16 protein-coding genes and 1 tRNA gene are annotated in these 22,721 nt (G+C 66.5%); 10 read left to right on the forward strand and 7 right to left on the reverse strand.

The features are described 5' to 3' along the window. Window positions 1-74 precede the first annotated feature (74 nt). Genes ABD729_RS00095 through thrC form a run of 3 tightly spaced genes read left to right on the forward strand, consistent with a single transcriptional unit; the run spans window position 75 to window position 4,089 of the window. Window positions 75-1,832: a homoserine dehydrogenase gene (locus ABD729_RS00095; RefSeq protein WP_344708118.1), complete on the forward strand. Its 1,758-nt coding sequence runs from the start codon at window positions 75-77 to the stop codon at window positions 1,830-1,832. After that, window positions 1,832-2,794, forward strand: coding sequence for a homoserine kinase (locus tag ABD729_RS00100; protein WP_344708119.1), 963 nt, complete (start codon window positions 1,832-1,834; stop codon window positions 2,792-2,794). Before ABD729_RS00095 ends, ABD729_RS00100 begins: the two co-directional genes overlap by 1 nt. Then, complete coding sequence (gene thrC, locus ABD729_RS00105) at window positions 2,791-4,089, forward strand: threonine synthase (RefSeq protein ID WP_344708120.1); 1,299 nt, start codon at window positions 2,791-2,793, stop codon at window positions 4,087-4,089. The genes ABD729_RS00100 and thrC overlap by 4 nt, the downstream gene beginning before the upstream one ends. Here the strand turns inward: thrC and ilvD are convergent. Next, a complete protein-coding gene (gene ilvD, locus ABD729_RS00110; protein WP_344708121.1) occupies window positions 4,060-5,760 on the reverse strand; it encodes a dihydroxy-acid dehydratase in 1,701 nt (566 codons plus the stop codon). The two genes, thrC and ilvD, sit on opposite strands and share 30 nt — an antisense overlap. 375 nt (window positions 5,761-6,135) lie before the next feature. On the opposite strand from ilvD, the gene ilvC reads away from it, so the two are divergent. The 7 genes from ilvC to leuD are packed head-to-tail and all read left to right on the forward strand — an operon-like array spanning window position 6,136 to window position 13,822. Continuing rightward, complete coding sequence (gene ilvC, locus ABD729_RS00115) at window positions 6,136-7,182, forward strand: ketol-acid reductoisomerase (protein ID WP_344708122.1); 1,047 nt, start codon at window positions 6,136-6,138, stop codon at window positions 7,180-7,182. A gap of 3 nt (window positions 7,183-7,185) precedes the next feature. Beyond that, window positions 7,186-8,877, forward strand: coding sequence for an acetolactate synthase 2 catalytic subunit (ilvG, locus tag ABD729_RS00120; RefSeq protein WP_344708123.1), 1,692 nt, complete (start codon window positions 7,186-7,188; stop codon window positions 8,875-8,877). Next, on the forward strand, window positions 8,874-9,128 hold the full coding sequence (locus tag ABD729_RS00125; RefSeq protein ID WP_344708124.1) for an ACT domain-containing protein: 255 nt from the start codon (window positions 8,874-8,876) through the stop codon (window positions 9,126-9,128). The genes ilvG and ABD729_RS00125 overlap by 4 nt, the downstream gene beginning before the upstream one ends. Next, entirely contained in the window at window positions 9,125-10,711 is a 1,587-nt protein-coding gene (locus ABD729_RS00130) for a 2-isopropylmalate synthase (protein ID WP_344708125.1), read from the forward strand. The genes ABD729_RS00125 and ABD729_RS00130 overlap by 4 nt, the downstream gene beginning before the upstream one ends. After that, a complete protein-coding gene (leuB, locus tag ABD729_RS00135) occupies window positions 10,708-11,802 on the forward strand; it encodes a 3-isopropylmalate dehydrogenase (protein ID WP_344708126.1) in 1,095 nt (364 codons plus the stop codon). Before ABD729_RS00130 ends, leuB begins: the two co-directional genes overlap by 4 nt. Next, a complete protein-coding gene (gene leuC, locus ABD729_RS00140; RefSeq protein ID WP_344708127.1) occupies window positions 11,799-13,253 on the forward strand; it encodes a 3-isopropylmalate dehydratase large subunit in 1,455 nt (484 codons plus the stop codon). Before leuB ends, leuC begins: the two co-directional genes overlap by 4 nt. Continuing rightward, window positions 13,250-13,822, forward strand: coding sequence for a 3-isopropylmalate dehydratase small subunit (gene leuD / locus ABD729_RS00145; protein ID WP_344708128.1), 573 nt, complete (start codon window positions 13,250-13,252; stop codon window positions 13,820-13,822). Before leuC ends, leuD begins: the two co-directional genes overlap by 4 nt. A gap of 3 nt (window positions 13,823-13,825) precedes the next feature. Here leuD and ABD729_RS00150 read toward each other — a convergent pair whose 3' ends face one another. The 6 genes from ABD729_RS00150 to ABD729_RS00175 form a co-directional block, all read right to left on the reverse strand. Beyond that, entirely contained in the window at window positions 13,826-15,235 is a 1,410-nt protein-coding gene (locus tag ABD729_RS00150; RefSeq protein ID WP_344708129.1) for a glutamate synthase subunit beta, read from the reverse strand. 4 nt (window positions 15,236-15,239) lie between these two features. Next, a complete protein-coding gene (gltB, locus tag ABD729_RS00155; protein ID WP_486387596.1) occupies window positions 15,240-19,658 on the reverse strand; it encodes a glutamate synthase large subunit in 4,419 nt (1,472 codons plus the stop codon). Between the two features lie 249 nt (window positions 19,659-19,907). Beyond that, complete coding sequence (locus ABD729_RS00160; RefSeq protein ID WP_344708131.1) at window positions 19,908-21,314, reverse strand: ammonium transporter; 1,407 nt, start codon at window positions 21,312-21,314, stop codon at window positions 19,908-19,910. Between the two features lie 13 nt (window positions 21,315-21,327). Then, window positions 21,328-21,666: a P-II family nitrogen regulator gene (locus ABD729_RS00165; protein ID WP_344708132.1), complete on the reverse strand. Its 339-nt coding sequence runs from the start codon at window positions 21,664-21,666 to the stop codon at window positions 21,328-21,330. Window positions 21,667-21,682: 16 nt separating this feature from the next. Then, a complete protein-coding gene (locus ABD729_RS00170) occupies window positions 21,683-22,429 on the reverse strand; it encodes a TorF family putative porin (RefSeq protein ID WP_344708133.1) in 747 nt (248 codons plus the stop codon). A gap of 176 nt (window positions 22,430-22,605) precedes the next feature. Further along, a tRNA-Ser gene (locus ABD729_RS00175) sits at window positions 22,606-22,695 on the reverse strand. Between the last annotated feature and the right edge of the window lie 26 nt (window positions 22,696-22,721).

Raw genomic sequence — 22,721 nt, forward strand, 5'->3', positions numbered from 1 at the left:
ACTCAACCGACCCGCTCCCCACCCGGAGAGCGGGTTTTTTCTTGTCTTCTTGCCACCGAAAGCGAACCCAGACGATGCTTCACTCCCTCGATTGCCAGGCCCAGCTACAAGCCAAACGCGCCGCCGCTTTGTGCGTACTCAAATTCGGAAGCTCGGTCGTTCGCGACGAGCGCGATTTCCCCCGCGTCGTGCAGGAAATCTATGCCCACGTACGCCAGGGTGAAAAGGTCGTCGCGGTGGTTTCGGCGCTCGCCGGCGAAACCGATGCGCTGCTTGCCGAGGCCTTGAGGGTCGGAGGCGAAGGCGCGCCTGCGCCGCTGGTGGCGCGGCTGGCGAGGGTAGGGGAATTGCGCTCCGCCGCGCTTCTTTCACTTGCACTGGCCAAGGTAGGGGTGCGCGTCGCAACCCTCGATCCACACGAAATGAAGCTGGTGGCCGAGGGCCCGGCGCTTGATTCGAACCTCGTCGATGTCGATGCAGCGCACGTGCTCGACGAGCTCGCGCGCCACGAGGTGGTGGTGGTGCCTGGCTTCATTGCCGATCATGCCGAGCACGGCGTCGTGACCTTGGGCCGCGGGGGCACCGACCTCAGCGCGGTCTTCTTCGCCGATCGTCTGGCGGCGCATAGGGTTCGCCTGATCAAGGATGTCGACGGGGTCTACGACGCCGATCCCGCCTCCGCCGCCGGCGCCCACCGCTTTGAGCAATTGAGCTATGCGGAGGCCGAGGTCGCCAGCGACGGCTTGATCCAGGACAAGGCGATCCGCGTCGCGGCGGAAAAGAAGGTGCTGATCGAGGTCGCGGCGCTCGGCGGGGGTGAGGCGACCACCATCTCCGACGTCGCCGCCAAGCACTCGAAGCCGGTCCGCGCCGATGTGGTACGCGTCGCCCTGCTTGGCTGCGGGGCGGTGGGTGGCGGCGTGCTCCAGCTGCTGCAGGACCAGCCCGAACTGTTCGAAGTCGGCCCGGTGCTGGTCAAGCAGCCCCGGGACGCGAAGCCCGGCGAGTTTACCCACCACCTTGATGAAGCCCTCGCGGGCGAACCCGAACTGCTGGTCGAGCTGATCGGCGGGAACGACCTTGCTGCCGACGCGATGCACCAGGCCCTTTCACGCGGAGCCGAGGTGGTCACCGGCAACAAGGCGGCACTCGCGCGTCACTGGGATTCGCTCCACGCCTGCGCGGCGCGGCATGGCGGCGGCCTGCGCTTCTCCGCAGCAGTGGGCGGCGGCGCCCCGATCGTCGAGACCCTGCGTCGGCTCGAAGGCGAGGTGGCTTCGGTCGAGGGAGTCATGAACGGCACCTGCAATTTCCTGCTGAGCCGCCTTGGCGAAGGCTGGGAGTTCGACCGCGCGCTTGCCGTCGCGCAGGAGCTTGGCTTTGCCGAAGCCGATCCGTCGGGCGATGTCGATGGCAATGATGCGGCGGACAAGCTGTCGATCCTGGTGCGCGAGGCGTTCGGCGTGGCGTTGCCGCCCCAACAGATCGCCAAGCAATCGCTGCGCGACCTTGCTCCTAGCGCGGCGGCCGAAGCGAAACAGCGCGGCGAGGTGCTGAAACAGGTCGGCCGTTGCTGGCTCGGCGAGGATGGTTCGCCGCTGGCCGAAGTGCGGGTGGTGGCGCTCCCCGCGAGCCATGCGCTGGCAAACGTGCACAATGAAGAAAACCGCTTTCTTGTCGAAGACCGGGCGGGCAATCTGCACCAGGTTCATGGGAAGGGTGCTGGCCGATGGCCGACGGCAACTGCGGTTCTGGCCGACGTGCTCGACGCGCGGGCCGCGATCCTGCGCAAGGCGAAGCCGGCAAGAAGCCCGCTCAAGCTGAGCGCGTGATGCCTGTGACGGTTCGTTCGGCCTCGGCCAGCGCGCCGGCAAGCATCGGCAATGTCGGCGTCGGCTTCGATATCCTTGGACTCGCCTTCCCGTCCGCCCACGACATCGTCACCGCGGAGGAGGTCGAGCGTCCCGGGGTGCACCTCGCCGAGGTGACGGGCCTGCTGTCCAGCCTGCCTGAGGAGCCCGCGAAGAACACCGCCCTTGCCGCTGCCAGGGCAGTGCTGGAAGCGGCAGGCTCGCCGTTCGGTGTGTCGCTGGTGATCACCAAGGGCATACCGCTTTCGGCAGGTATGGGGGGTTCTGCAGCCTCGGCGGTCGCGGCCGCGGCGGCCGTGAATGCGCTTCTCGGCGACCCGTTCTCGACCGAGCAACTGCTCCCCTTCGCCATCGAAGGCGAGCGGGCCTCGTCGGACCCGCCGCCATGGGACAACGTAATCGCGAGCCTGTTTGGCGGACTGGTCCTCGCCGGCCGCGAAGCACCGCCGCTGATCCGCCGCCTGCCGATCCCGCCGGGGCTGGTGGCAATCTTGTTTCATCCTGCGACCAGGATCGAAACCCGCTCGGCCCGCGCACTGCTGAAGGCAGAAGTCCCGATGCAGGTCGCGGTCGAGCATAGCCGCCGCGTGGCGGCCTTTGTCGCGGGCTGCGCGACTGGCGACATTGACCTCGTTCGCGCAGGCTTCGAGGACCTGCTGGTGGAGCCGCAGCGACAACACCTCCTGCCGCTTCTTCCGGACGTCCAGGCCGCGGCCGATGGCGCAGGCGCGCTCGGCTGCTCCTTTTCCGGTTCGGGCCCCTCGGTTTTCGCGCTTGCCGAAGCCCGGCACGCCGGCGCGGTCGAACGGGCGATGGCAAGCGTTTTTGCCGACGCAGGCATGCCCGCCACCCCCTATCGCGGCGCGCTGGGTGGGGCCGGGGTCAAGGTTCTTGCGCGGGACGATGGACGCGCTGCGGCATGAAATTGCTTAGCACCTGTGACCGCGACGCCGCCTTTTCCTTGTCGGAGGCGCTTCGGCTTGGCGCAGCGCCAGACGGCGGGCTGTTCATGCCTGCACATGTGCCGGTCCACGTTCGCGGCAGCGTGCCGTCCGACCGGTCGCTCGCGGAATTTGCCGCAGACTGGCTTCGCCCTTTCTTCGCTGACGATACCCTGGAAGGCGAGTTGGACGCCATCTGCGCCGAGGCCTTCACATTTCCTGTCCCGTTGGTCGCGCCGCTCGGGACCGACAGGAGCCTTCGCGCGCTCGAGCTGTTCCACGGGCCGACCGGTGCGTTCAAGGATTTCGGCGCGCGCTTCCTGATGGGCTGCTTTGACCGGCTTGCTGGATCCGAGCCGCTGACCGTGCTCGCCGCAACCTCCGGGGACACCGGGGGCGCAGTCGGCTGCGCAGCGGAAAATCGCCGCTCGGCCCGCGCCGTTATTCTGTTTCCCGCCGGTCGCGTGTCGCCATTCCAGGAGCGCCAGCTCACCTGCTGGGCGGACAACGTCACCGCGGTCGAGGTCGAGGGCGATTTCGACGACTGCCAGCGCCTCGTGAAGGCGGCGTTCGCGCAGCCGCACTTGAGCGCCGCGCATCGACTGACATCGGCCAACTCGATCAACCTCGGGCGGTTGCTCCCGCAGGCGGCCTATTGCGCGCATGCCGCATTCCGTGCCGCCGAGAACAGTGGGGAGCTACCGGGCTTTATTGTCCCCAGTGGCAACCTTGGTCACGGCTTCGCGCTTCTTCTGGCCCGGGCGATGGGGGCGCCGGTGGGGCCGGTGATCCTGGCGACGAATGCGAACCGCACCCTTCTCGAATGGCACCGAACCGGCCGCTACGAAGCCCGGCCATCGGTAGCGACGCTCGCAAACGCGATGGACGTCGGCAATCCAAGCAATTTCGAACGCGTGGCCGCACTCGATCCCGGCGCCGCCGAGGTGACCGTTGAGCTCGTCAACGACGATGCGATCAAGGCGCGCATCGCGGCCGATTATGCCGCCAGCGGCTATGTCTGGTGCCCGCACTCGGCAATTGCCGCCGAAACCTGGCATCGGCTCGGGGCGAAGCGGCAGGGTGAGCGGGCGTGGGTCACGGCCGCCACCGCCCACCCCTTCAAGTTCGCCGAAACCGTTGAACCCCTGATCGGCAGCGCGGTCGAACCGAGCCCTGCCCTTGCCTCGATCGAAGGCCGATCGACGGCCAAGCAGCACATCCCGGCGCGGCTAGAGGCGCTTGCCGAGCTACTCGACCGGGAAAAGGTCGCCGCCTAGCCCCGGAAGGGTCACCGCCCCCAACGAGGCCGAGCCGACGCTTGCGGCATATTTAGCGAAGGCACCCGTTGCTTCTGGCGACACCGGCCACTGCCGCGTCGGCCGGGCGGAGAGGTCGGCGCTTGTCTCGACCACCCGCCGCTCGACATCGATCAGGATCGTGTCGCCGTCCTCGACCAGTGCGATCGGGCCGCCACGTGCTGCTTCGGGTGAGACATGGCCGACCATGAACCCATAGGTCGCGCCCGAAAAGCGGCCGTCGGTGATGAGGGCCACCTCGTCGCCGAGGCCCCTGCCTTGAATGGCGGCGGTGACGCCCAGCATTTCGCGCATGCCGGGCCCGCCCGCCGGCCCCTCGCCGCGAATGACCAAGACGTCGCCCGCCTGTATGGAACCGGCAGTAACGGCGGCGAAAGCGGCTTCCTCTCCGTCGAATACCCGCGCAGGCCCCTCGAAGCGCAGTTTGCCGTGGCCGGCGAGCTTCACCACGCAGCCGTCGGGCGCGATATTGCCGTAGCAGATGCCGAAGCCGCCGCGCTCCTTGATCGGACGGTCGGCGGTGACGATCACTTCCTGGCCGGGCGTTTCGGCCGCGTCCCGGAAATGATCGAACAGGCTGCGGCCGGTGACGGTCGGCGCGTCCTCGATCAGGCCAGCCTCCATCAACCGCTGACCGAGCAGCGCCGTCCCACCCGCCGCTGACATGTCGGGCGCCATGAAGCGGCCGCCGGGCTTGAGGTCGGCGATCACCGGGGTTGCGCGCGACACTTCGTCGAACAGATCGATCCCGAAGTGGGCCGCAGCGATGCCGGCCTCACGCGCGATGGCAAGGAGGTGGAGGATGAGGTTGGTCGAACCCGCCGTTGCCGTCCCCGCGACAGCTGCGTTGCGAAGGCCCGCCGCGGTGATCATCTGCCGCGCATTGCGCCCGGCCCGCAGCGCCTCGACGGTCATCCGCCCCGCCTCGCGCGCTGCCGCGGCCTTTTCGGCAAGCACCGCCGGAATGTCGTTGAGGCCGATCGGCGAAAGGCCAAGGAAGCTCATCGCCAGCGCCATCGTGTTGGCGGTGAACTGGCCCCCGCACGCCCCCGCCCCCGGGCAGGCGGCGGCTTCGACTTCCGCCAACTCCGCGTCGTCGATCTTCCCGGCACTATGCGATCCGACCGCTTCGAACACGTCCTGGATGGTGATCGCCTTGCCGGCGTGGCGGCCCGGCAGGATCGAGCCACCGTAAAGGATGACGCTCGGCAGATCGAGGCGGGCGGCCGCCATTGCGGCAGCGGGGATGGTCTTGTCACAGCCGACGATGAACAGCACCGCGTCCATCGAATGACCGCGCACAGCGAGTTCCGCGCTGTCGGTGATCACCTCGCGGCTCATTAGCGAGGCGCGCATTCCGCGCGTTCCCATGGCGATGCCGTCGGTGACGACGATGGTGTTGAACTCGATCGGAGTGGCGCCTGCAGCCTTGATCCCCTCGGCCGCGTGCGCCGCAAGGTCGCGCAGGTGCATGTTGCACGGCGTGACGTTGGAGTAGCTGTGGACGATCGCGACCATCGGTTTGGCCAGCGCCGCCGCGTCGAAACCAGCGGCATGCAGCATTGCCCGGGCCGGCGCGCGTGCTGGTCCCTCCACCATCTCCCGCGAGGGAAGCTGCCTGTCCTGTGTCATGATCGTCAGTTCACCCTTCGAAGTCGGCTTCAGGGCTGTTGAAGCACGGCAACGGTCGGGTTGGAAAGAGCCAAACGGGACACGATTACTTAACTACGCGCTTGCAACTTGCGGCATTCACCCGCATACGATCTTCATTCGGGATCCCAAACGGGCCTGAATTCAAGGACTGGATCGCACTGGTGCACAAGCCGACTGCCGCCTCGAATATTACGATTTTTGCGACAGTCGACGTGCGCCTTCCCCTCGTCACGCTTGTACTTACCAGCCGACATAGAGGAGCGACCTGAAGTCCCAGTCCGACCGGACACACGGAATTCAAGGCCCCCGCTCCTCACCGGAGCGGGGGTTTTCTTTTGCGCAAAGGAAAGCCCGATGGAACGCATCTACTCCGACGACGACGCCCGCACCGATGCGCTGAACGGCGCCACCATCGCTGTCATCGGCTATGGCAGCCAGGGGCGCGCTCACGCCCGCAATCTGCGCGACAGCGGCTATCACGTGATCGTCGGCGCCCGTTCCGGAGGCGAGGCCGAGCGCCGCGCCTGGGCTGACGGCTTCGACACCTATCCCGCAGCCGAAGCCGCGCGGGCGGCGAAGCTGGTCTGCCTGCTCACCCCCGACATGAGCCACCGCAAGGTCTATGCGGAGGATATCGCACCCAATCTTCAGCCGGGCGATGCCCTGCTCGTCGCCCACGGCTTCTCGGTCCTTTATGGAGAGATCTCGCCGCGCGAGGACGTGGACGTCATCCTGGTAGCGCCGAAGGGGCCCGGCGACCTCGTCCGCCGCGAATATGAGATCGGTCGCGGCGTGCCCTGCATCTTCGCGGTGGAGCAGGATGCGAGCGGCGAAGCCCGCGCCCGTGCCCTTTCTTATGCCAAGGGCATCGGGGGCACTCGCGCCGGCGCCATCGAGACCAGCTTCCGCGAGGAAACCGAAACCGACCTGTTCGGCGAACAGGCGGTCCTGTGCGGCGGCGCGACCGAGCTGGTCGCCGCCGGCTTCAAGACTTTGGTCGACGCCGGTTACAAGCCGGAGGTCGCCTATTTCGAATGCCTCCACGAACTGAAGCTGATCGTCGACCTCATGTACGAGGGCGGCTTCACCAAGATGCTGCACTTCGTGTCCGAGACGGCGAAATATGGCGACTTCGTCTCGGGACCGCGGGTCATAAACGACGAGACCCGCGCCCGCATGGGCGAAGTGCTGGCCGATATCCAAAGTGGCGCCTTCGCCCGCCAGTGGATCGCGGAAAACGAGGCCGGCAAGTCCGAATATCAGCGCATGTGGGACGCCGACCTCCAGCAGCCGATCGAGCAGGTCGGAGCCAAGATGCGCAAGCAGATGGCGTGGCTGCAGCAGGAACGTTCAGCCGACGCGCCGGGCAAGGCGCACCAACCTCAAGCAAAGGCGGCCTGACTCATGGCTTCTCCAGCGCATCATTCGCCCGCTCCGCAGCCCGAACAGGTGTCGGGCGCCCGGCTAGTGGTCGAGGCGCTGGAGCGCCAGGGGGTAGATTACGTCTTCGGCTATCCGGGCGGCGCGATCATGCCGGTCTACGATGCGCTGACGGGGTCACCCCTCAAGCACATCCTGGTCCGGCATGAACAAGCTGCGGCGCTGGCGGCGGACGCTTACGCGCGGGTCACCGGCCGTCCAGGCGTCTGCCTCGCAACCTCGGGACCCGGCGCGACCAACCTCATCACCGGCATCGCCAATGCCTTCATGGACAGCGTGCCGATGGTGGCGATCACCGGTCAGGTCGCGACACCGCTGATGGGCACGGATGCCTTTCAGGAGATCGACATCTTCGGGATCACGCTGCCGATCGTGAAGCACAGCTTCATCGTTCGTGATGCGGCCGACATCCCCACGGTGTTCGCCGAGGCCTTTCGTATCGCCAGTTCGGGACGGCCGGGGCCGGTGCTGATCGACCTGCCGAAGAACGTGACCAACGGCATGGCGGAGCGGAGCGAGGCTGTGGAGCAGCCTGCCGACAAGATGCCGTTCGATGCCAAGGCGATTGCGGCGGCCGACGCGCTGATCGCTTCGGCCTGCAGGCCCCTGCTCTACGTCGGCGGCGGCGTCGCCATCGCAAAGGCCGAGGCGTCGCTGCGCCGCTTCGTCGAGCGGACGTCGATACCCTCCGTGGCGACCTTGAAGGGCTTGGGGAGCATTCCGACCGACGACCCCACCTTCATCGGTATGCTCGGGATGCACGGAACGCGCGCCGCCAACAATGCGGTTCACGAGTGCGACCTGCTGATCTGCGTCGGTGCCCGCTTCGACGACCGTGCAACCGGCAAGCTCGACACCTTCGCCCCCAATGCCAAGGTCATCCATCTCGACGCCAATCCGGCTGAGATCGGGAAGTTGCGCCGGGCCGAAGTCGGCTTTGCCGGCGACATCCGCGCAGCGCTCGATGCGTTCGAAGCGCGGCCAGACGTCGCCGCATGGCTGGCGCATTGCCAGGGGCAGCGCCGGTTGTGGGCACCGCGCTACGACGCGCCCGGGCAGGGCGTCTATGCTCCGGCATTGCTCAAGACCTTGGCCGACCGCGCGGGCGAACGGGCGATCTTCACCTGTGATGTGGGTCAGCACCAGATGTGGGTCGCGCAGCACTGCCGCTTCTCGCGGCCGCAGGCGCACCTCACGAGCGGCGGGCTGGGGACGATGGGCTACGGCGTCCCGGCCGGCATGGGCGCGCTGCTCGCCGAGCCGGATGCGACCGTCATCACCGTGTCGGGCGACGGCTCGTTCATGATGAACGTGCAGGAACTTGCCACGCTTCGGCGCTATCGCCTTCCGCTCAAGATCGTACTGATCGACAATTCGCAGCTCGGCATGGTTCGCCAGTGGCAGGAATTGTTCTTCGAGGAGAATTTCTCGGAGATCGACCTCAGCGACAATCCCGATTTCTCCGAAGTTGCGCACGCCTTCGGGATCGAGGCGTTCACCATCGACCGGCGCTCGCAGGTGGCTGGCGGAATCGACCGCCTGCTCGGCACCAGCGGACCCATCCTGATGCACGTGCGGATCGACCCGCGCGAGAATGTCTGGCCGCTGGTTCCGCCCAACAGTCCCAATGTCGAAATGCTGGAGAAACGCTGGTGACCGCGCGCTTGAATGTGGATTTCGTCCCAACCGAGGGAGCAATGCTGCGCATCCTCGGCCTGATCGAGCGACGTGGGTTCCGGGTCCGCGAGCTCAACCTCGGTGAACGGCAATCCTCCTCGTCGCTCTCCATCCTGATCGAAGCGCGTGACGCCGGTCGACAGGTCGAGGTCGTCGCGCGTCAGATCGCCGGGCTAAGCGACGTCTCGGCGGTCGAAGTCACTCCCAGTCAAACCATGGTGCCCGCATGAGCCGTATCTTCATCTTTGACACCACGCTGCGCGACGGCGAGCAGGCTCCCGGCTTCTCGATGCAGCCGGATGACAAACTGCGGATGGCGCGCGCGCTCGCCGCGCTCAGGGTCGACGTGATCGAAGCAGGCTTCGCCGCCTCCTCGCCCGCCGACGCGCAGTCGATCATGAACATTGCCGCTGCGATCGAGGGACCTATCATCTGCTCGCTGGCGCGGGCGACGAGGTCCGACATCCTCGCCGCGGCGACCGCCCTCGCCCCCGCTGCGCGCAAGCGAGCCCACGTCTTCATAGGCACTAGCCCGCTCCACCGCGAGGCCAAGCTGAGCATGAGCCGCGCGCAGGTGCTCGAGGCCATCCGATCCTCCATCGCTTTTGCCCGCGACCATTTCGAGGACGTGGAATTCTCCGCCGAAGACGCGATCCGGACCGAGCGCGACTATCTGGCCGAGACGCTTTCGGTCGCCGCGGCGGAAGGGGCGACGACGCTAAATGTCCCGGATACGGTCGGCTACACCACGCCCGAAGAGATCATTGACCTGTACCGCTTCCTCGACGGCGCGGTTGATCGCCGGGATGAGGTGATCTTCTCCACCCACTGCCACGACGACCTTGGCATGGCGGTCGCCAATTCGCTGGCCGCGGTCCGCGGGGGTGCGCGGCAGATCGAATGCGCGGTCAACGGCATCGGCGAGCGAGCGGGCAATTGCGCGCTGGAAGACGTGGTGATGGCGCTGCGGACCCGGCAGGATTTCTACGGCGCCGACACCAACATCGATTCCACCCGCATCATCACGGCAAGCAGAACGCTTTCGCAGATCACCAACGCGCCCCCACCGCGCAACAAGGCGATCGTCGGCGCGAATGCCTTCGCGCACGAGGCGGGCATCCACCAGCACGGCGTGCTGCAGAATCGCGCAACCTACGAGATCATGAAGCCCGAGGACATCGGCCTCGTCACCGAGAGCATCGTGCTGGGCAAGCACAGCGGTCGCCACGCGCTGGCGGCGAGGGCGCGGGCGCTCGGTGTGGTGCTGGAAGGCGAGCAACTCGACCGGACCTTCACCGCCTTCAAGCTGGTCGCGGACGAGGTCGGCATCGTCGACACCGCCAAGCTCGCGGCGTTGCTGGCCGAAGTCAGCACGCAGCGCCCGCAAGCCCTGTGGAAGCTGACCAAGGTCGATATCCGCAGCCCTATCGCCGCCAACGCGTGGCCGGTCGCCCGGGTCGAGCTCGATCATGGCGAACGCGGGCGGGTTACCGACATTGCCAGCGCGCCTGGCGCCCTCGACGCGGCCTTCGCGGCGGTCAGCCAGATGATGGGAATGGCGGCGCGCGTCGACAGCCTCGAGATGCAATATATCGCAGCCGAGCGTGACGTGCCCTCGACCGACGGACAGGGCGCGAGCGTTCTGGTCGAAATGACGGTCGAGGTTGACGGCGACGTTTATGCAGGCCGCGCCCGAGCCAGAGACATCCTCCCATGCTGCGTGTCGGCCTATATCGACGCCGTCAGCAACGCGCAGGCCATCCAGGCACTTTCGGCGGCGGGGCGCTCCTGCCCGCAGGAGCAGGCGGCATGATCAACATCGCAGTCTTGCCCGGTGACGGAATTGGGCCCGAAGTCACCCGCGAGGCGGTCGAATGCCTCCGCTTGCTGTCGGCCAGGCGCAATCTCGGGCTGCACTTCACCGAGCATGATTTTGGCGGCGTCGCGATCGATCACCACGGCACGCCGCTGCCCGAAGCGACGCTGCATGCGTGCCTCGCGGCCGATGCGGTGTTGCTCGGCGCAGTGGGCGGCGACCAGTGGAACGACTGCCCTGTGCGCCCCGAAGCCGGCTTGCTCGAGATCCGCCAGCAGCTCGGCCTTTATGCCAATCTGCGCCCGGTAAAGGTGATGCAGGGCGGGCAATGGTCGCCGCTGCGAAGCGACGTCGCGGCCGGTTCGGACATTCTCGTCGTTCGCGAGCTGACCGGCGGCATCTATTATGGCGAGCATCGGCTGGCCCCGGGCGAGGCATCCGACCTCTGTACCTACACGCGTGAGCAGGTCGAGCGCGTCGCGCACGTCGCCTTCAAGGCTGCCCGCGCGCGCAGTGGAAAGGTCACCCAGGTCGACAAGGCCAACGTCCTTGCCACCTCCAAGCTGTGGCGGAGCACGGTGACCGATGTCGCAAGAAACTATCCCGACGTCGCGCTCGATCACCTCTACGTCGACGCCTGCGCCATGGCGGTCGTTACCGAACCGCGCCGCTTCGATGTTGTGCTGACCGAGAACCTTTTCGGCGACATCCTCTCCGACCTGCTCTCGGTCATCGGCGGGTCGATCGGATTGCTCGGCTCGGCCAGCCTGGGCAATGGCGGGCCCGGCCTGTTCGAACCGATCCACGGTTCGGCCCCGCAGATCGCCGGGCTCAACATCGCCAATCCGGCCGGCGCCATCGCCAGCGCGGCGATGATGCTCGACGAACTGGGGCTCGGCGATGGCGGCGCGGTGCTTCACGAAGCGCTGGAGGCGACGCTGATGGCGGGCTGCCGCACCCCCGACCTCGGCGGCGATGCCAGCACCAGCGGGTTCGGCGAGGAAGTCCGCGACCGGCTTCGGGTCCGCTCGCGGCGCGATCATGGCCTCAGGAACCTGTTCATGACCGACCGGGGATGCTGCGGATGACCGCTCGTCCCCGTACGCTCTACGAAAAGATCTGGGACGCCCATGTGGTGGAGCGGCGCGCCGATGGCACCTGCCTCCTCTATATCGATCGCCACCTCATTCACGAGGTCACCTCGCCGCAGGCCTTCGAAGGGCTTCGCGCGGCCGGACGCAAGGTGCGCCGTCCCGATCTCACGCTTGCGGTCCCCGATCACAACCTTCCCACCACCACGCGCCAGCGGCACAATGGTGGGCCCCTACTGATCGAGGATCCTGCAAGCGCGGCGCAGCTTCAGGCGCTGGAAGAGAATGTCGCTGAGTTCGGCATCCCCCATATCGACGCGCTCGCGGCCGAGCAGGGCATCGTTCACGTGGTCGGCCCGGAACAGGGGTTCACGCTTCCGGGCACCACCATCGTCTGCGGCGACAGCCACACGGCTGCGCATGGCGCACTCGGCGCGCTGGGATTCGGCATCGGCACGACCGAGGTCGAACACGTGCTGGCCACCCAGACCCTTCAGCTCAAGCCTTCACGCACGCTTGAAGTAAGGGTCGACGGCGAACTGGGGCCCGGCGTGACGCCCAAGGACCTAATCCTCGAAATCATCGCCCGGCTAGGGGTCGGCGGCGGCGCTGGTCATGTCATCGAATTTCGTGGCTCGACCTTCGAAGCGATGAGCATCGAGGGACGGCTGACGGTCGCCAACATGGCGATCGAGGCGGGCGCGCGATCGGGCCTGATCGCGCCCGACGAGAAGACATTTGCCTATCTAAAGGGGCGGCCGAAGGCGCCGAAGGGCGCGCAATGGGACCGCGCGGTGGCGAAGTGGCGCGAACTACGTACTGACGAGGGCGCAACGTTCGACAAGTCGCTGTGCTTCGCCGCCGAGGAGGTAGTGCCGACGGTCACTTGGGGGACCTCCCCGGATCAGGCCTTGGCGATCACCGGCCGTGTTCCCGACCTGTCGTCCTACAGCGACCCTGTGCGCCGGCAGGAGGTTGCCCGAGCGCTTGCCTACATGGGCCTTGCGCCGGGACAGCGACTGCAGGACATCAGCGTCGACCATGTGTTCATCGGCAGTTGCACCAACAGCCGGATCGAGGATCTGCGCGCCGCCGCCGCCATCCTCGAGGGCCGCCGCCGCCATCCGCGTATCCGGCAGGCGCTGGTCGTCCCTGGATCGGGCCTGGTGCGCCGGCAGGCGGAAGCCGAGGGACTCGATCGCATCTTCATCGACGCCGGCTTTGAATGGCGCGAGCCTGGCTGCTCGATGTGCCTTGCCATGAACCCAGATAAGGTGCCGGCGGGTGAGCGCTGCGCTTCGACTTCCAATCGTAATTTCGTCGGCCGGCAGGGGCCGGGCGCGCGCACCCACCTGATGTCGCCGGCAATGGCGGCGGCGGCGGCGGTCGCCGGGCGACTGACCGATGTCCGCGACCTCCCTCCGGCCGGAGAGGTGCTCGCCGCATGACGCCCTTTTCCACGGTGACCGGGCGGGCCTATCCGCTGCCGCTCGACAATGTCGATACCGACCTCATCATCCGGGCCGAACATCTGAAGACGGTGACGCGCAGCGGTCTTGGCCGCTTTGCCTTCCAGGCCTTGCGAGCGGATACCGCCAATGTCTTCGACGACCCGGGGTTCGCCGGCGCGCCGATCCTGCTCGCGCTCGCCAATTTCGGCTGCGGGTCGAGCCGCGAACATGCCGCCTGGGCCCTTACCGACCTTGGCATCCGGGCCGTGGTAGCGGTCAGCTTCTCCGATATCTTCGCCAGCAACGCATTTAAGAACGGTATCGCGGCCATCACTCTCGCGCCCCAGGCGGTCGTAGCGCTGATCGATGCGGCGGGCGATCATGCGATCACCGTCGACCTCGAGCAGCAGTTGGTGCGATCGGGGAACGGGCACTCCTTCCCGTTCGCCATGGACCCCTTCCGGCGCGAATGCCTGCTCGCCGGTCAGGATGAGATCGCCCTGACCCTGAAGAGCGAGGCGGCGATCAGCGCCTTTGAGGTGGTGCGGAAGGACTGGGCGGCCTGACGCTCAGGCCGCGCTGAGCGCCTCGTGCACGGCGGCGGCGCAATCGCGTCCTTCGCGGATCGCCCACACTACCAGCGACTGGCCCCGGCGCGCGTCGCCACAGGCGAACACACGCGGGCGATTGGTCGCGAAGCGGACGGGATCGGCCGCGATCGCGCCACTCTCGGCGGCAAGTCCAGCCGCATCGACCGGAAATGGTGTGCCGGTAAAACCCATGCCGAGGAGAACGAGATCGGCCTTGATCTCGAAGTCCGAGCCTTCGACTTCCTCCAGCCTGCCGCCTTCCCAGCGGATCCGCTTGCAGCGCAGCGCCTCGACGTGGTCGCTGCCCCGGAATTCGCTCGTCAGCACCGCGAAATCGCGCTCGCAGCCTTCTTCCTGGCTTGAGGAGGTGCGCAGGCGCATCGGCCACAGCGGCCAGGTCAGTTCCTTGTTCTCGCGCACGGGAGGCTGGGGCATGATCTCGATCTGCGTGACCGACGCGGCGCCCTGACGATTGGCGGTGCCGATGCAGTCGGAGCCGGTATCGCCACCGCCGATGACGACGACATGCTTGCCCATCGCACTGATCGTGCCGCCGGTCGCCGCCCTTTCCTCGGAATCGCCGGCGATCCGGCGGTTCTGCTGGGCCAGATAGTCCATCGCGAAGTGGATGCCCGGCAGGTGGCGGCCCGGTACGTCCAGGTCGCGCGGAAGCTCTGCTCCGACGGCAAGGACCACCATCTCGTAATCGTCGAGCAGGCGGTCGAGGGGCAGGTCGCCGCCTACTTCGACATTGGTGCGGAACAGTACGCCTTCTCGCTCCATCTGCGCGACGCGGCGATCGATCAGCGCCTTGTCCATTTTGAAATCGGGAATGCCGTAGCGCAGCAGTCCGCCGATCCGGTCGTTCTTCTCGAACACGGTCGCATTATGCCCCTGCCGCGCCAGTTGCTGCGCACAGGCGAGCCCTGCCGGGCCCGACCCGACGATCGCGATCCGCCGCCCGGTCCCGCGCGGGGCGAGCCGGGGTGTCACCCAGCCCTCCCTGAAACCGCGATCGGCAATCTCGCATTCGATCGTCTTGATGGTGACCGGCTGGTCCTCGAGGTTGAGGGTGCACGCCGCTTCGCACGGGGCGGGACAGACACGGCCGGTGAATTCCGGAAAATTGTTGGTCTGGTGCAGCCGGTCGAGCGCGGAGCGCCAGTCGTCATCGGTGACAAGGCTGTTCCAGTCCGGAATGAGGTTGTTCACCGGGCAAGCCGAGTGACAGAAGGGAATGCCGCAATCCATGCAGCGCTCCGCCTGGCGGGCGACGGCGTTGGCGGGAAGCGGCTCGACGAACTCGCCCCAGCTCTTGAGGCGCTCGGCGATGGGGCGATAGGCGCGGTCCTGCCGCTCGACGTCGAGGAAGCCGGTGGGGTTGCTCATGATCCTACTCCGCCGCCTCGGCGAGCGCTAACGCACGGCGATATTCGTGCGGCATGACCTGCACGAACTCGCCCGAGGCACGCTCCCAATCGTCGAGAATCTGGTCCGCGACCTTGCTTCCGGTGGCGTCGCGATGCTGCTCGATCAGGGCGCGGACGAACGCCGGGTCCTCGATGGCCTCGAGCGCGACGCCCGCCAGGTTGCATTTCGCCTCGATGCGTCGGTGCGGATCCCACACATAGGCGATTCCCCCCGACATGCCCGCCGCGAAGTTGCGTCCGACCGCGCCCAGCACCACCACGTGTCCGCCGGTCATATATTCGCAGCCATGGTCGCCGGTGCCTTCGACCACCGCGATGGCCCCCGAATTGCGGACCGCGAAGCGTTCCCCCGCGACGCCCGCGAAGAAGGCCCGGCCCGACGTCGCCCCATAAAGGCAGGTGTTACCGACGATGATGTTCGCCGCCGCCTCGCGCGGGCTGTCGACGGGCTGGCGCACGATCAGCCTGCCACCGCTGAGGCCCTTGCCGACATAGTCGTTGGCATCGCCGGTCAACTCCAGGGTCAGGCCATGGGCAAGGAATGCGCCGAAGCTTTGGCCCGCGGTCCCGGTCAGGCGGACCCGCAGGCTGTCGTCGGCAAGGCCGTGGTGCCCGAAACGCCGCGCGATCTCGCCCGAGGCGAAGACGCCGACCGATCGATCGGCATTGCCGACCGGAAGTTCGAGCCGGGTCGGCAACTGCCCGTCGAGTGCCTCCACGATCGCATCGTCGATGCGCTGGTGAATGGGCGCGCGAACGGTCCGACCAAAGCGCCGCGGCGCCTGCGGATCAGCGCGGTGCAGCAGATGCGACAAATCCACGCCCGCCGCCTTGGCGCCTTCGACGGAAAGCCGCGGACTCAACAGGTCGGTGCGCCCGATCAGCTCGTCGAGCGAGCGCACGCCGAGTTCCGCCATGATGCCGCGCAGCTCCTCGGCGACGAAGAAGAAGTAGTTGATTACATGCTCGGGCGTCCCGCTGAACTTGGCGCGGAGGCGCGGGTCCTGCGTTGCAATCCCGACCGGGCAAGTATTGAGGTGACACTTGCGCATCATGATGCATCCGGCTGCAACCAGCGGCGCGGTCGCAAATCCGAATTCATCCGCACCCAGCAATGCCGCCACCGCCACGTCCCGCCCGGTGCGAAGCCCGCCGTCGGCCTGCAGCACAACACGGTCGCGCAGGCCATTCAGGACAAGTGTCTGCTGCGTTTCCGCAAGGCCGAGTTCCCACGGCGATCCGGCATGGGTGAGGCTGGTCAGCGGCGACGCGCCGGTTCCGCCGTCATAACCAGAGATCGTGATGTGGTCGGCGGTGCACTTGACCACGCCCGCAGCCACCGTGCCGACCCCGGCTTCTGACACCAGCTTGATCGAGATGCGCGCGGAGGGATTCACTTGCCTCAGGTCGTGGATGAGCTGCGCGAGATCCTCGATCGAATAGATGTCGTGATGCGGCGGCGGTGAGATGAGGCCCACGCCCGGCGTCGAATAGCGAACCGCGGCGATGTGCGCGTCGACCTTGTGGCCGGGCAGCTGCCCGCCCTCGCCCGGCTTGGCGCCTTGTGCGATCTTCACCTGCAACTCGTCGGCGTTGACGAGATATTCGGCCGTTACCCCAAAGCGCCCTGAAGCGACCTGCTTGATCGCCGAGCGCTCGTCGGTGGTGAAGCGTTCGCGTTCTTCGCCGCCTTCGCCGGTGTTCGACTTGCCGCCGATGCGGTTCATCGCCTTGGCCAGCGTCGTATGCGCCTCGCGGCTGATCGACCCGAAGCTCATCGCGCCGGTGACGAAGCGCCGCACGATCGCCGAGGCCGGCTCCACCTCGTCGAGCGTGACCGCCGGTCCCGCGGGCCGAAACTCCAGCAGGCCGCGCAGGCTGAGCATGCGCCGGCTCTGCTCGTTCACTTCCGCGGCGAACGCGCGGTAGCGATCGGGCAGATTGCCCCGAACGGCATGCTGCAGGTTGCCGATCCCCTCGGCCGTCCAGGCGTGCGCCTCGCCGCCTTTGCGCAGCGCATATTGCCCGCCGACACCGAGCGGCCGCTCCGCAGGGGAATGCGCCTCGCGATGGCGTTCGGCGCTTTCGGCCGCGATCTCCGCCAAGCCTGCGCCCTCGATGCTGGTCGAGGTGCCGGTGAAATAGCGCTCGATAAAGCCGCTGTTGAGCCCGACCGCATCGAAGATCTGCGCCCCGCAATAGCTCTGGAAGGTCGAGATCCCCATTTTCGACATGACCTTGAGCAGGCCCTTGTCGATCGCCTTGATGTAGTTGGCGCAGGCCTTGTCGGCCGGGACCGCGATCTTGCCGCGCGCGCTCAGATCCTCGATCACGTCGAAGGCGAGCCACGGATTGATCGCCTCCGCGCCATAGCCCGCAAGCACACAGAAGTGATGGACCTCGCGCGCTTCGCCGGTCTCGACGACGAGGCCGGTCTGCATCCGCAGCCCCTGCCGGATCAGGTGATGATGGACCGCGCCCGTAGCCAGCGCGGCCGGAATAGGGATGCGTTCGGGCCCCTCGCGGCGGTCCGACAGGATCAGGACATTATTGTCCGCAAGCACCGCCTCGGTCGCTTCCCAACACAATCGCTGGACGGCCGCTTCGAGCGACTGGGTGTCGCCGCCGCTCGGCCAGGTGGCGTCGAGCGTGACCGTCCGGAAAGCGCCGTCGAGCGTGTTGTGGATCGAGCGGATCTTCTCGAGATCCTCGTTGGTGAGGATCGGCTGCGACACCTCCAGGCGCTTGTGGGTGCCGGCGTTCCGGCCCAGCAGGTTCGGCCGCGGCCCGATCATCGAGATCAGGCTCATTACCATGCTCTCGCGGATCGGATCGATCGGCGGGTTGGTGACCTGCGCGAAGCTTTGCTTGAAATAATCGTAGAGCAGCCGCGGCCGGGCGGAGAGCACTGCGAGCGGCGTGTCCGTGCCCATCGATCCGATCGGATCGTCGGCTTGCGCGGCCATCGGCCCCAAGAACAGGCGCACGTCCTCCTCAGTGTAGCCGAAGCTCAGTTGCGTGCGGCGGAACACTTCTTCGCTCGGCGGATGAGTCAGCGGGTTATCGCCCGCCGGCAGGTCCTTCAGGTTGAACTGCGTCTCGCGCAGCCATTCGCCATAAGGCGCGGCATTCGCCAGTTCGGCCTTGATCTCCTCGTCCTCGACGATGCGCTGCTTGGCAAAGTCGATCAGCAGCATCCGGCCCGGCTGGAGCCGCCACTTCCGAACGATCTTCTCCTCCGGGATCGGAAGCACGCCCGATTCAGAGGCCATGACGACAAGATCGTCGTCGGTGACGAGGAAGCGCGCGGGCCTCAGACCATTGCGGTCGAGGGTCGCGCCGATCTGGCGGCCGTCGGTGAACGCGATGGCTGCCGGGCCGTCCCACGGCTCCATCAGGGCGGCATGATATTCGTAGAAGGCGCGCCGCTTGGGATCCATGGTGTCGTTGCCGGCCCAGGCTTCCGGGATCAGCAGCATCACCGCATGCGGCAGCGAATAACCGCCCGCCAACAGAAGCTCGAGCGCATTGTCGAGGCAGGCGGTGTCGGACTGGCCGTGCGGGATGATCGGCCACAATTTGTCGAGGTCGGCGCCGAGCAGCGGGCATTCGAGCGTCCGGCGCCGCGCGTTCATCCAGTTGACGTTTCCGCGGACCGTGTTGATCTCGCCATTGTGGGCGATGAACCGGTACGGGTGGGCCAGTCGCCAGCTGGGAAAGGTGTTGGTCGAGAACCGCTGGTGGACCATCGCCAGCGCCGACTTCGTCAGCGGATCGCGCAGGTCCCGATAGAAGGCGCCGACCTGGTCGGGCAGCAGCATTCCCTTGTAGACGAGGGTCCGGGTCGAGAAGCTGGCGATGTAGAAATCGGTCAGGCCCTGCAGATCCCTGGCCTTGGCGAGGGCGGCCAGCGGATTGAGCGTCTGCTTGCGGATGGTGAGGAGCTTGCGCTCGAACGCATCCTGATCGCGCACCCCCACGCCGCGCCCGACGATCGCCTGGCGGATGACGGGAACCGTCTTGCGGACACTCGGCCCTAGGTCGCTGATGTCGACCGGCACGTCGCGCCAGCCGAGGAAGATCTGTCCCTCCTTCTGGACCAGATGCGTGAAGCGTTCGTCCGCCAGCGCACGGCTTTCCTCACTCGTCGGGAGGAAGCACATGGCGACCGCATAATCGCCCGGCGGCGGAAGCGTCAGGCCGCTCGCATCGGCCCATGCCCGCAGGAGGTCGTCGGGCATCTGGATGAGGCAGCCAGCACCGTCGCCCATGTCCGGATCGGCACCCACGCCGCCACGGTGATGAAGGTTGGCGAGGATCTGGAGGCCCTGCGTGATGACGTCGTGCGACGCAGCGCCTTTGACATGCGCAACGAAGCCCATACCGCAACTGTCATGCTCGTGCCTGGGGTCGTACAGTCCCCCCACTGCGTGCCGCTCCGCCAACTGCTTGTCCCTATCGAATCGAGCCTTGCTCCTGCCCTGCACCCATGTTGTTGCAGCGCAGCAAAGGTGCACGATTGGATCCCGTTCGCATAGCAAAAAAGTTTGCTGTGATCGACGGCAGAGCGAACGGCTTGTCGCGCAAAGCGTGGCGCCGGCCTGACGGGATGCAGACCGGCGCCCTTGGCTTCACAGATTATAGGCGCGTTCCCCGTGCGACGAGATGTCGAGGCCTTCGCGTTCGGCGTCTACCGATGGGCGTAGGCCAATGGTCTTGTCGATCGCGATGTAGAGCAGGAACGACACGCCGCCCGACCACAACAGGGTCACGCCCACCGCCTTCAGCTGAACGAGCAGCTGCGCCGCCATGTCGTAGGTCCCCGGAACCGCGGGCATCACCGTATAGTCGAAGAAGCCCTGCCCGCCGAGCGCCGGATCGGCGACGATGGCCGTCGCGATCGCCCCGACGATCCCGCCGACACAGTGAACGCCGAAGACGTCAAGCGAATCGTCGTAGCCGAGGCGGTTCTTGACCTTGGCGACGAAGAAGAAGCAGACGGCCGATGCCACCGCTCCCAGCAGGATGGAGGTGCCGGGCGCCCCGAACCCTGCCGCCGGGGTGATGGCGACAAGACCCGCGACAGCTCCGGTCGCGCCCCCGAGCAGCGACGACTTGCCATGGACGATCTGCTCGATCAGCGCCCAGGCGAGCGCCGCCGCCGCCGTCGCGACGAAGGTGTTGATGAAGGCGAGTGCGGTAACGCCGTTCGATTCGAGATTTGAACCCGCGTTGAAGCCGAACCAGCCGACCCACAGCAGCGACGCGCCGATCATGGTCATGACCAGCGAATGGGGCGCCAACGGCTCGCTGTTATAGCCGATACGCTTGCCGATCACGAGGCAGCCGACCAGGCCGGCGATGCCGGCATTGATGTGAACCACCGTGCCGCCCGCGAAGTCGAGCGCGCCCCAGCCGTAGAGAAGCCCATAATCACCGGGTTGCGTCGGCAGGAAGTCGGGACCCGCCCAGTACCAGACCATGTGTGCCAGCGGGAAATAGACCGCCGTCAGCCACAGCACCACGAACAGCATCAGCGGCCAGAAACGCACCCGCTCGGCGAACGCACCGACGATCAGCGCCGGCGTGATGCAGGCAAAGGTCATCTGGAAGACGACATAGGCATATTCGGGAATGTACACGCCGTTCGAGAAGGTCGCAGCGAGCGTGGTCGCATCGACCCCCTTGAGGAACGCCTTGGAGAGCCCGCCGATATACGGGCTGCCCCCGGTGAAGCTGAGGCTGTAGCCCCATCCCACCCACACCAGCGCCGCGATGGCGACGATCGTCAGCACCTGCATCAGTACCGACAACATGTTCTTGGCGCGGACCAGCCCGCCGTAGAAGAGCGCAAGGCCCGGCACGGACATCATCAGCACCAGCGCCGACGAGATCAGCATCCAGGTCGTGTCGCCCTTGTCGGGTACCGGCGTCGCGGCCGCTGCCGCCGCGGCTTCCTGCGCCAGTGCCGGCGAGGCGGTAAAGGCGGCCAGCGCGAGCATCGCCGCACCGCCGCCAACGAGCTTCGCAGCGTTCATTCCCCCCCTGCCCTCACAGCGCATCATGGTCAGTGTCCCCCGTGCGGATGCGAAGCGCGCTCTCGAGGTCGAGAACGAAGATCTTCCCGTCTCCGATCGAGCCGGTCTTCGCGACTTCGGTGATGATCTCGATGACGCGCGGCGCGAGGTCGTCGGACACAGCGACTTCGATCTTGATCTTCGGCACGAAGGTCGTGTTGTACTCGGCGCCCCGGTAGAACACCGGTTGGCCCTTCTGACGCCCGAAGCCGCGCACTTCTGACACGGTCATGCCTTCGACCCCGGCATCCTGCAGGGCCTCGCGGACCGGTTCGAGCTTGAATGGCTTAATCAAGGCAATGATGAACTTCATGGCTGCGCCCCCTCCGTCAGAATGCCGCGCCAATTGATGCGACCAGCCCGGCCTTGCTGGCGTTCCGGCCGCTCGGCGTGATGAAGGTCGCGTCCGTATCGACGTAGGCGAGGCCGAGCGTCAGGCTCTTCCACATCGCACTGGCGCCGAGGCTCCAGTCGGTGTGTGCCTTGCCGAGCGTGATATAGCTTGGCCCGAAGCTGCGTCCCAAGTGGGCGGACAGGGTGATCGGCGACTTGGGCACCGCAAAGCCAAGATCCCCCGCGAGGTAGAGATTGTCCTCGGCGCCGGAACCGACCGACAGCCCTTTTTGCTTGGGAGCGTAGGCGGCAAAGGCCTTGGCGGTGACTTGACCGACCGTGTGGCTGACCGAGACGAACGGTTCAGCAAAGTCCGTGTTAGCCCCGCCGGAGCCCGGATAGTAATAATACAGCACCCCGGTATCGACGGTGGTCGCACCGAAGCTCTTGCGGAAGCCAAGCGTCAGGTCGATTTCCTGGTCGCCGCCATTGGCGACATAATCATCGATCGAGCTGCTCCACACGCTTCCATAAATCCCGCTCGTGTGCGCCAGTGTCAGGCTGGCCTGGACCGCGGGCCGGCGGTTGCTCTGCGAAACGCCGCGATAGCGATAATCACTCACCAAGGTGGCGCCCCCGCTCACCGTTACTGCTGGAGCCTTGCTTTCCTCGTCGGCGGCGCGGGCCACGGCGGGAACACCAAGCAAGGCGCCAAGGGTCAATGCCGTTGCAAATCCTCGCATCGTTCACCCCTGTCGCTGACCGATCGAGAATCGCGCAATTGCGACATTCGTCATTGTCAGTGGCGCGATGATGCACAGCCTTGCTGCACTGCACAATAATGCTGCGACCGCGTGCGAATATCTCGCACGACGGCTTCGTTGGCCGTCGCGACGTATGGGCGATTAAGTCATTGGAATGGCGGAGAGGGTGGGATTCGAACCCACGGTACCCGTTAGGGCACGCCGCATTTCGAGTGCGGTGCTTTCGACCACTCAGCCACCTCTCCGCAAGGATCAAGACGTGGACCCGGCG

Origin of the sequence: Sphingomonas humi (assembly GCF_039536725.1) — a bacterium.
Classification (GTDB): Bacteria; Pseudomonadota; Alphaproteobacteria; order Sphingomonadales; family Sphingomonadaceae; genus Sphingomicrobium; species Sphingomicrobium humi.

What these genes read in the sequence shown, in the direction of transcription:
- ilvC (WP_344708122.1), top strand. Translation starts at nt 6,136, where the DNA reads ATGGAACGCATCTACTCCGACGACGACGCCCGCACCGATGCGCTGAAC.
- ABD729_RS00160 (WP_344708131.1), bottom strand. Translation starts at nt 21,314, where the DNA reads ATGAACGCTGCGAAGCTCGTTGGCGGCGGTGCGGCGATGCTCGCGCTG.
- gltB (WP_486387596.1), bottom strand. Translation starts at nt 19,658, where the DNA reads ATGGGCTTCGTTGCGCATGTCAAAGGCGCTGCGTCGCACGACGTCATC.
- ABD729_RS00095 (WP_344708118.1), top strand. Translation starts at nt 75, where the DNA reads ATGCTTCACTCCCTCGATTGCCAGGCCCAGCTACAAGCCAAACGCGCC.
- ilvD (WP_344708121.1), bottom strand. Translation starts at nt 5,760, where the DNA reads ATGACACAGGACAGGCAGCTTCCCTCGCGGGAGATGGTGGAGGGACCA.
- ABD729_RS00100 (WP_344708119.1), top strand. Translation starts at nt 1,832, where the DNA reads ATGCCTGTGACGGTTCGTTCGGCCTCGGCCAGCGCGCCGGCAAGCATC.
- ABD729_RS00130 (WP_344708125.1), top strand. Translation starts at nt 9,125, where the DNA reads ATGAGCCGTATCTTCATCTTTGACACCACGCTGCGCGACGGCGAGCAG.
- ABD729_RS00150 (WP_344708129.1), bottom strand. Translation starts at nt 15,235, where the DNA reads ATGAGCAACCCCACCGGCTTCCTCGACGTCGAGCGGCAGGACCGCGCC.
- leuC (WP_344708127.1), top strand. Translation starts at nt 11,799, where the DNA reads ATGACCGCTCGTCCCCGTACGCTCTACGAAAAGATCTGGGACGCCCAT.
- thrC (WP_344708120.1), top strand. Translation starts at nt 2,791, where the DNA reads ATGAAATTGCTTAGCACCTGTGACCGCGACGCCGCCTTTTCCTTGTCG.
- ABD729_RS00165 (WP_344708132.1), bottom strand. Translation starts at nt 21,666, where the DNA reads ATGAAGTTCATCATTGCCTTGATTAAGCCATTCAAGCTCGAACCGGTC.
- ABD729_RS00170 (WP_344708133.1), bottom strand. Translation starts at nt 22,429, where the DNA reads ATGCGAGGATTTGCAACGGCATTGACCCTTGGCGCCTTGCTTGGTGTT.
- leuD (WP_344708128.1), top strand. Translation starts at nt 13,250, where the DNA reads ATGACGCCCTTTTCCACGGTGACCGGGCGGGCCTATCCGCTGCCGCTC.
- ilvG (WP_344708123.1), top strand. Translation starts at nt 7,186, where the DNA reads ATGGCTTCTCCAGCGCATCATTCGCCCGCTCCGCAGCCCGAACAGGTG.
- leuB (WP_344708126.1), top strand. Translation starts at nt 10,708, where the DNA reads ATGATCAACATCGCAGTCTTGCCCGGTGACGGAATTGGGCCCGAAGTC.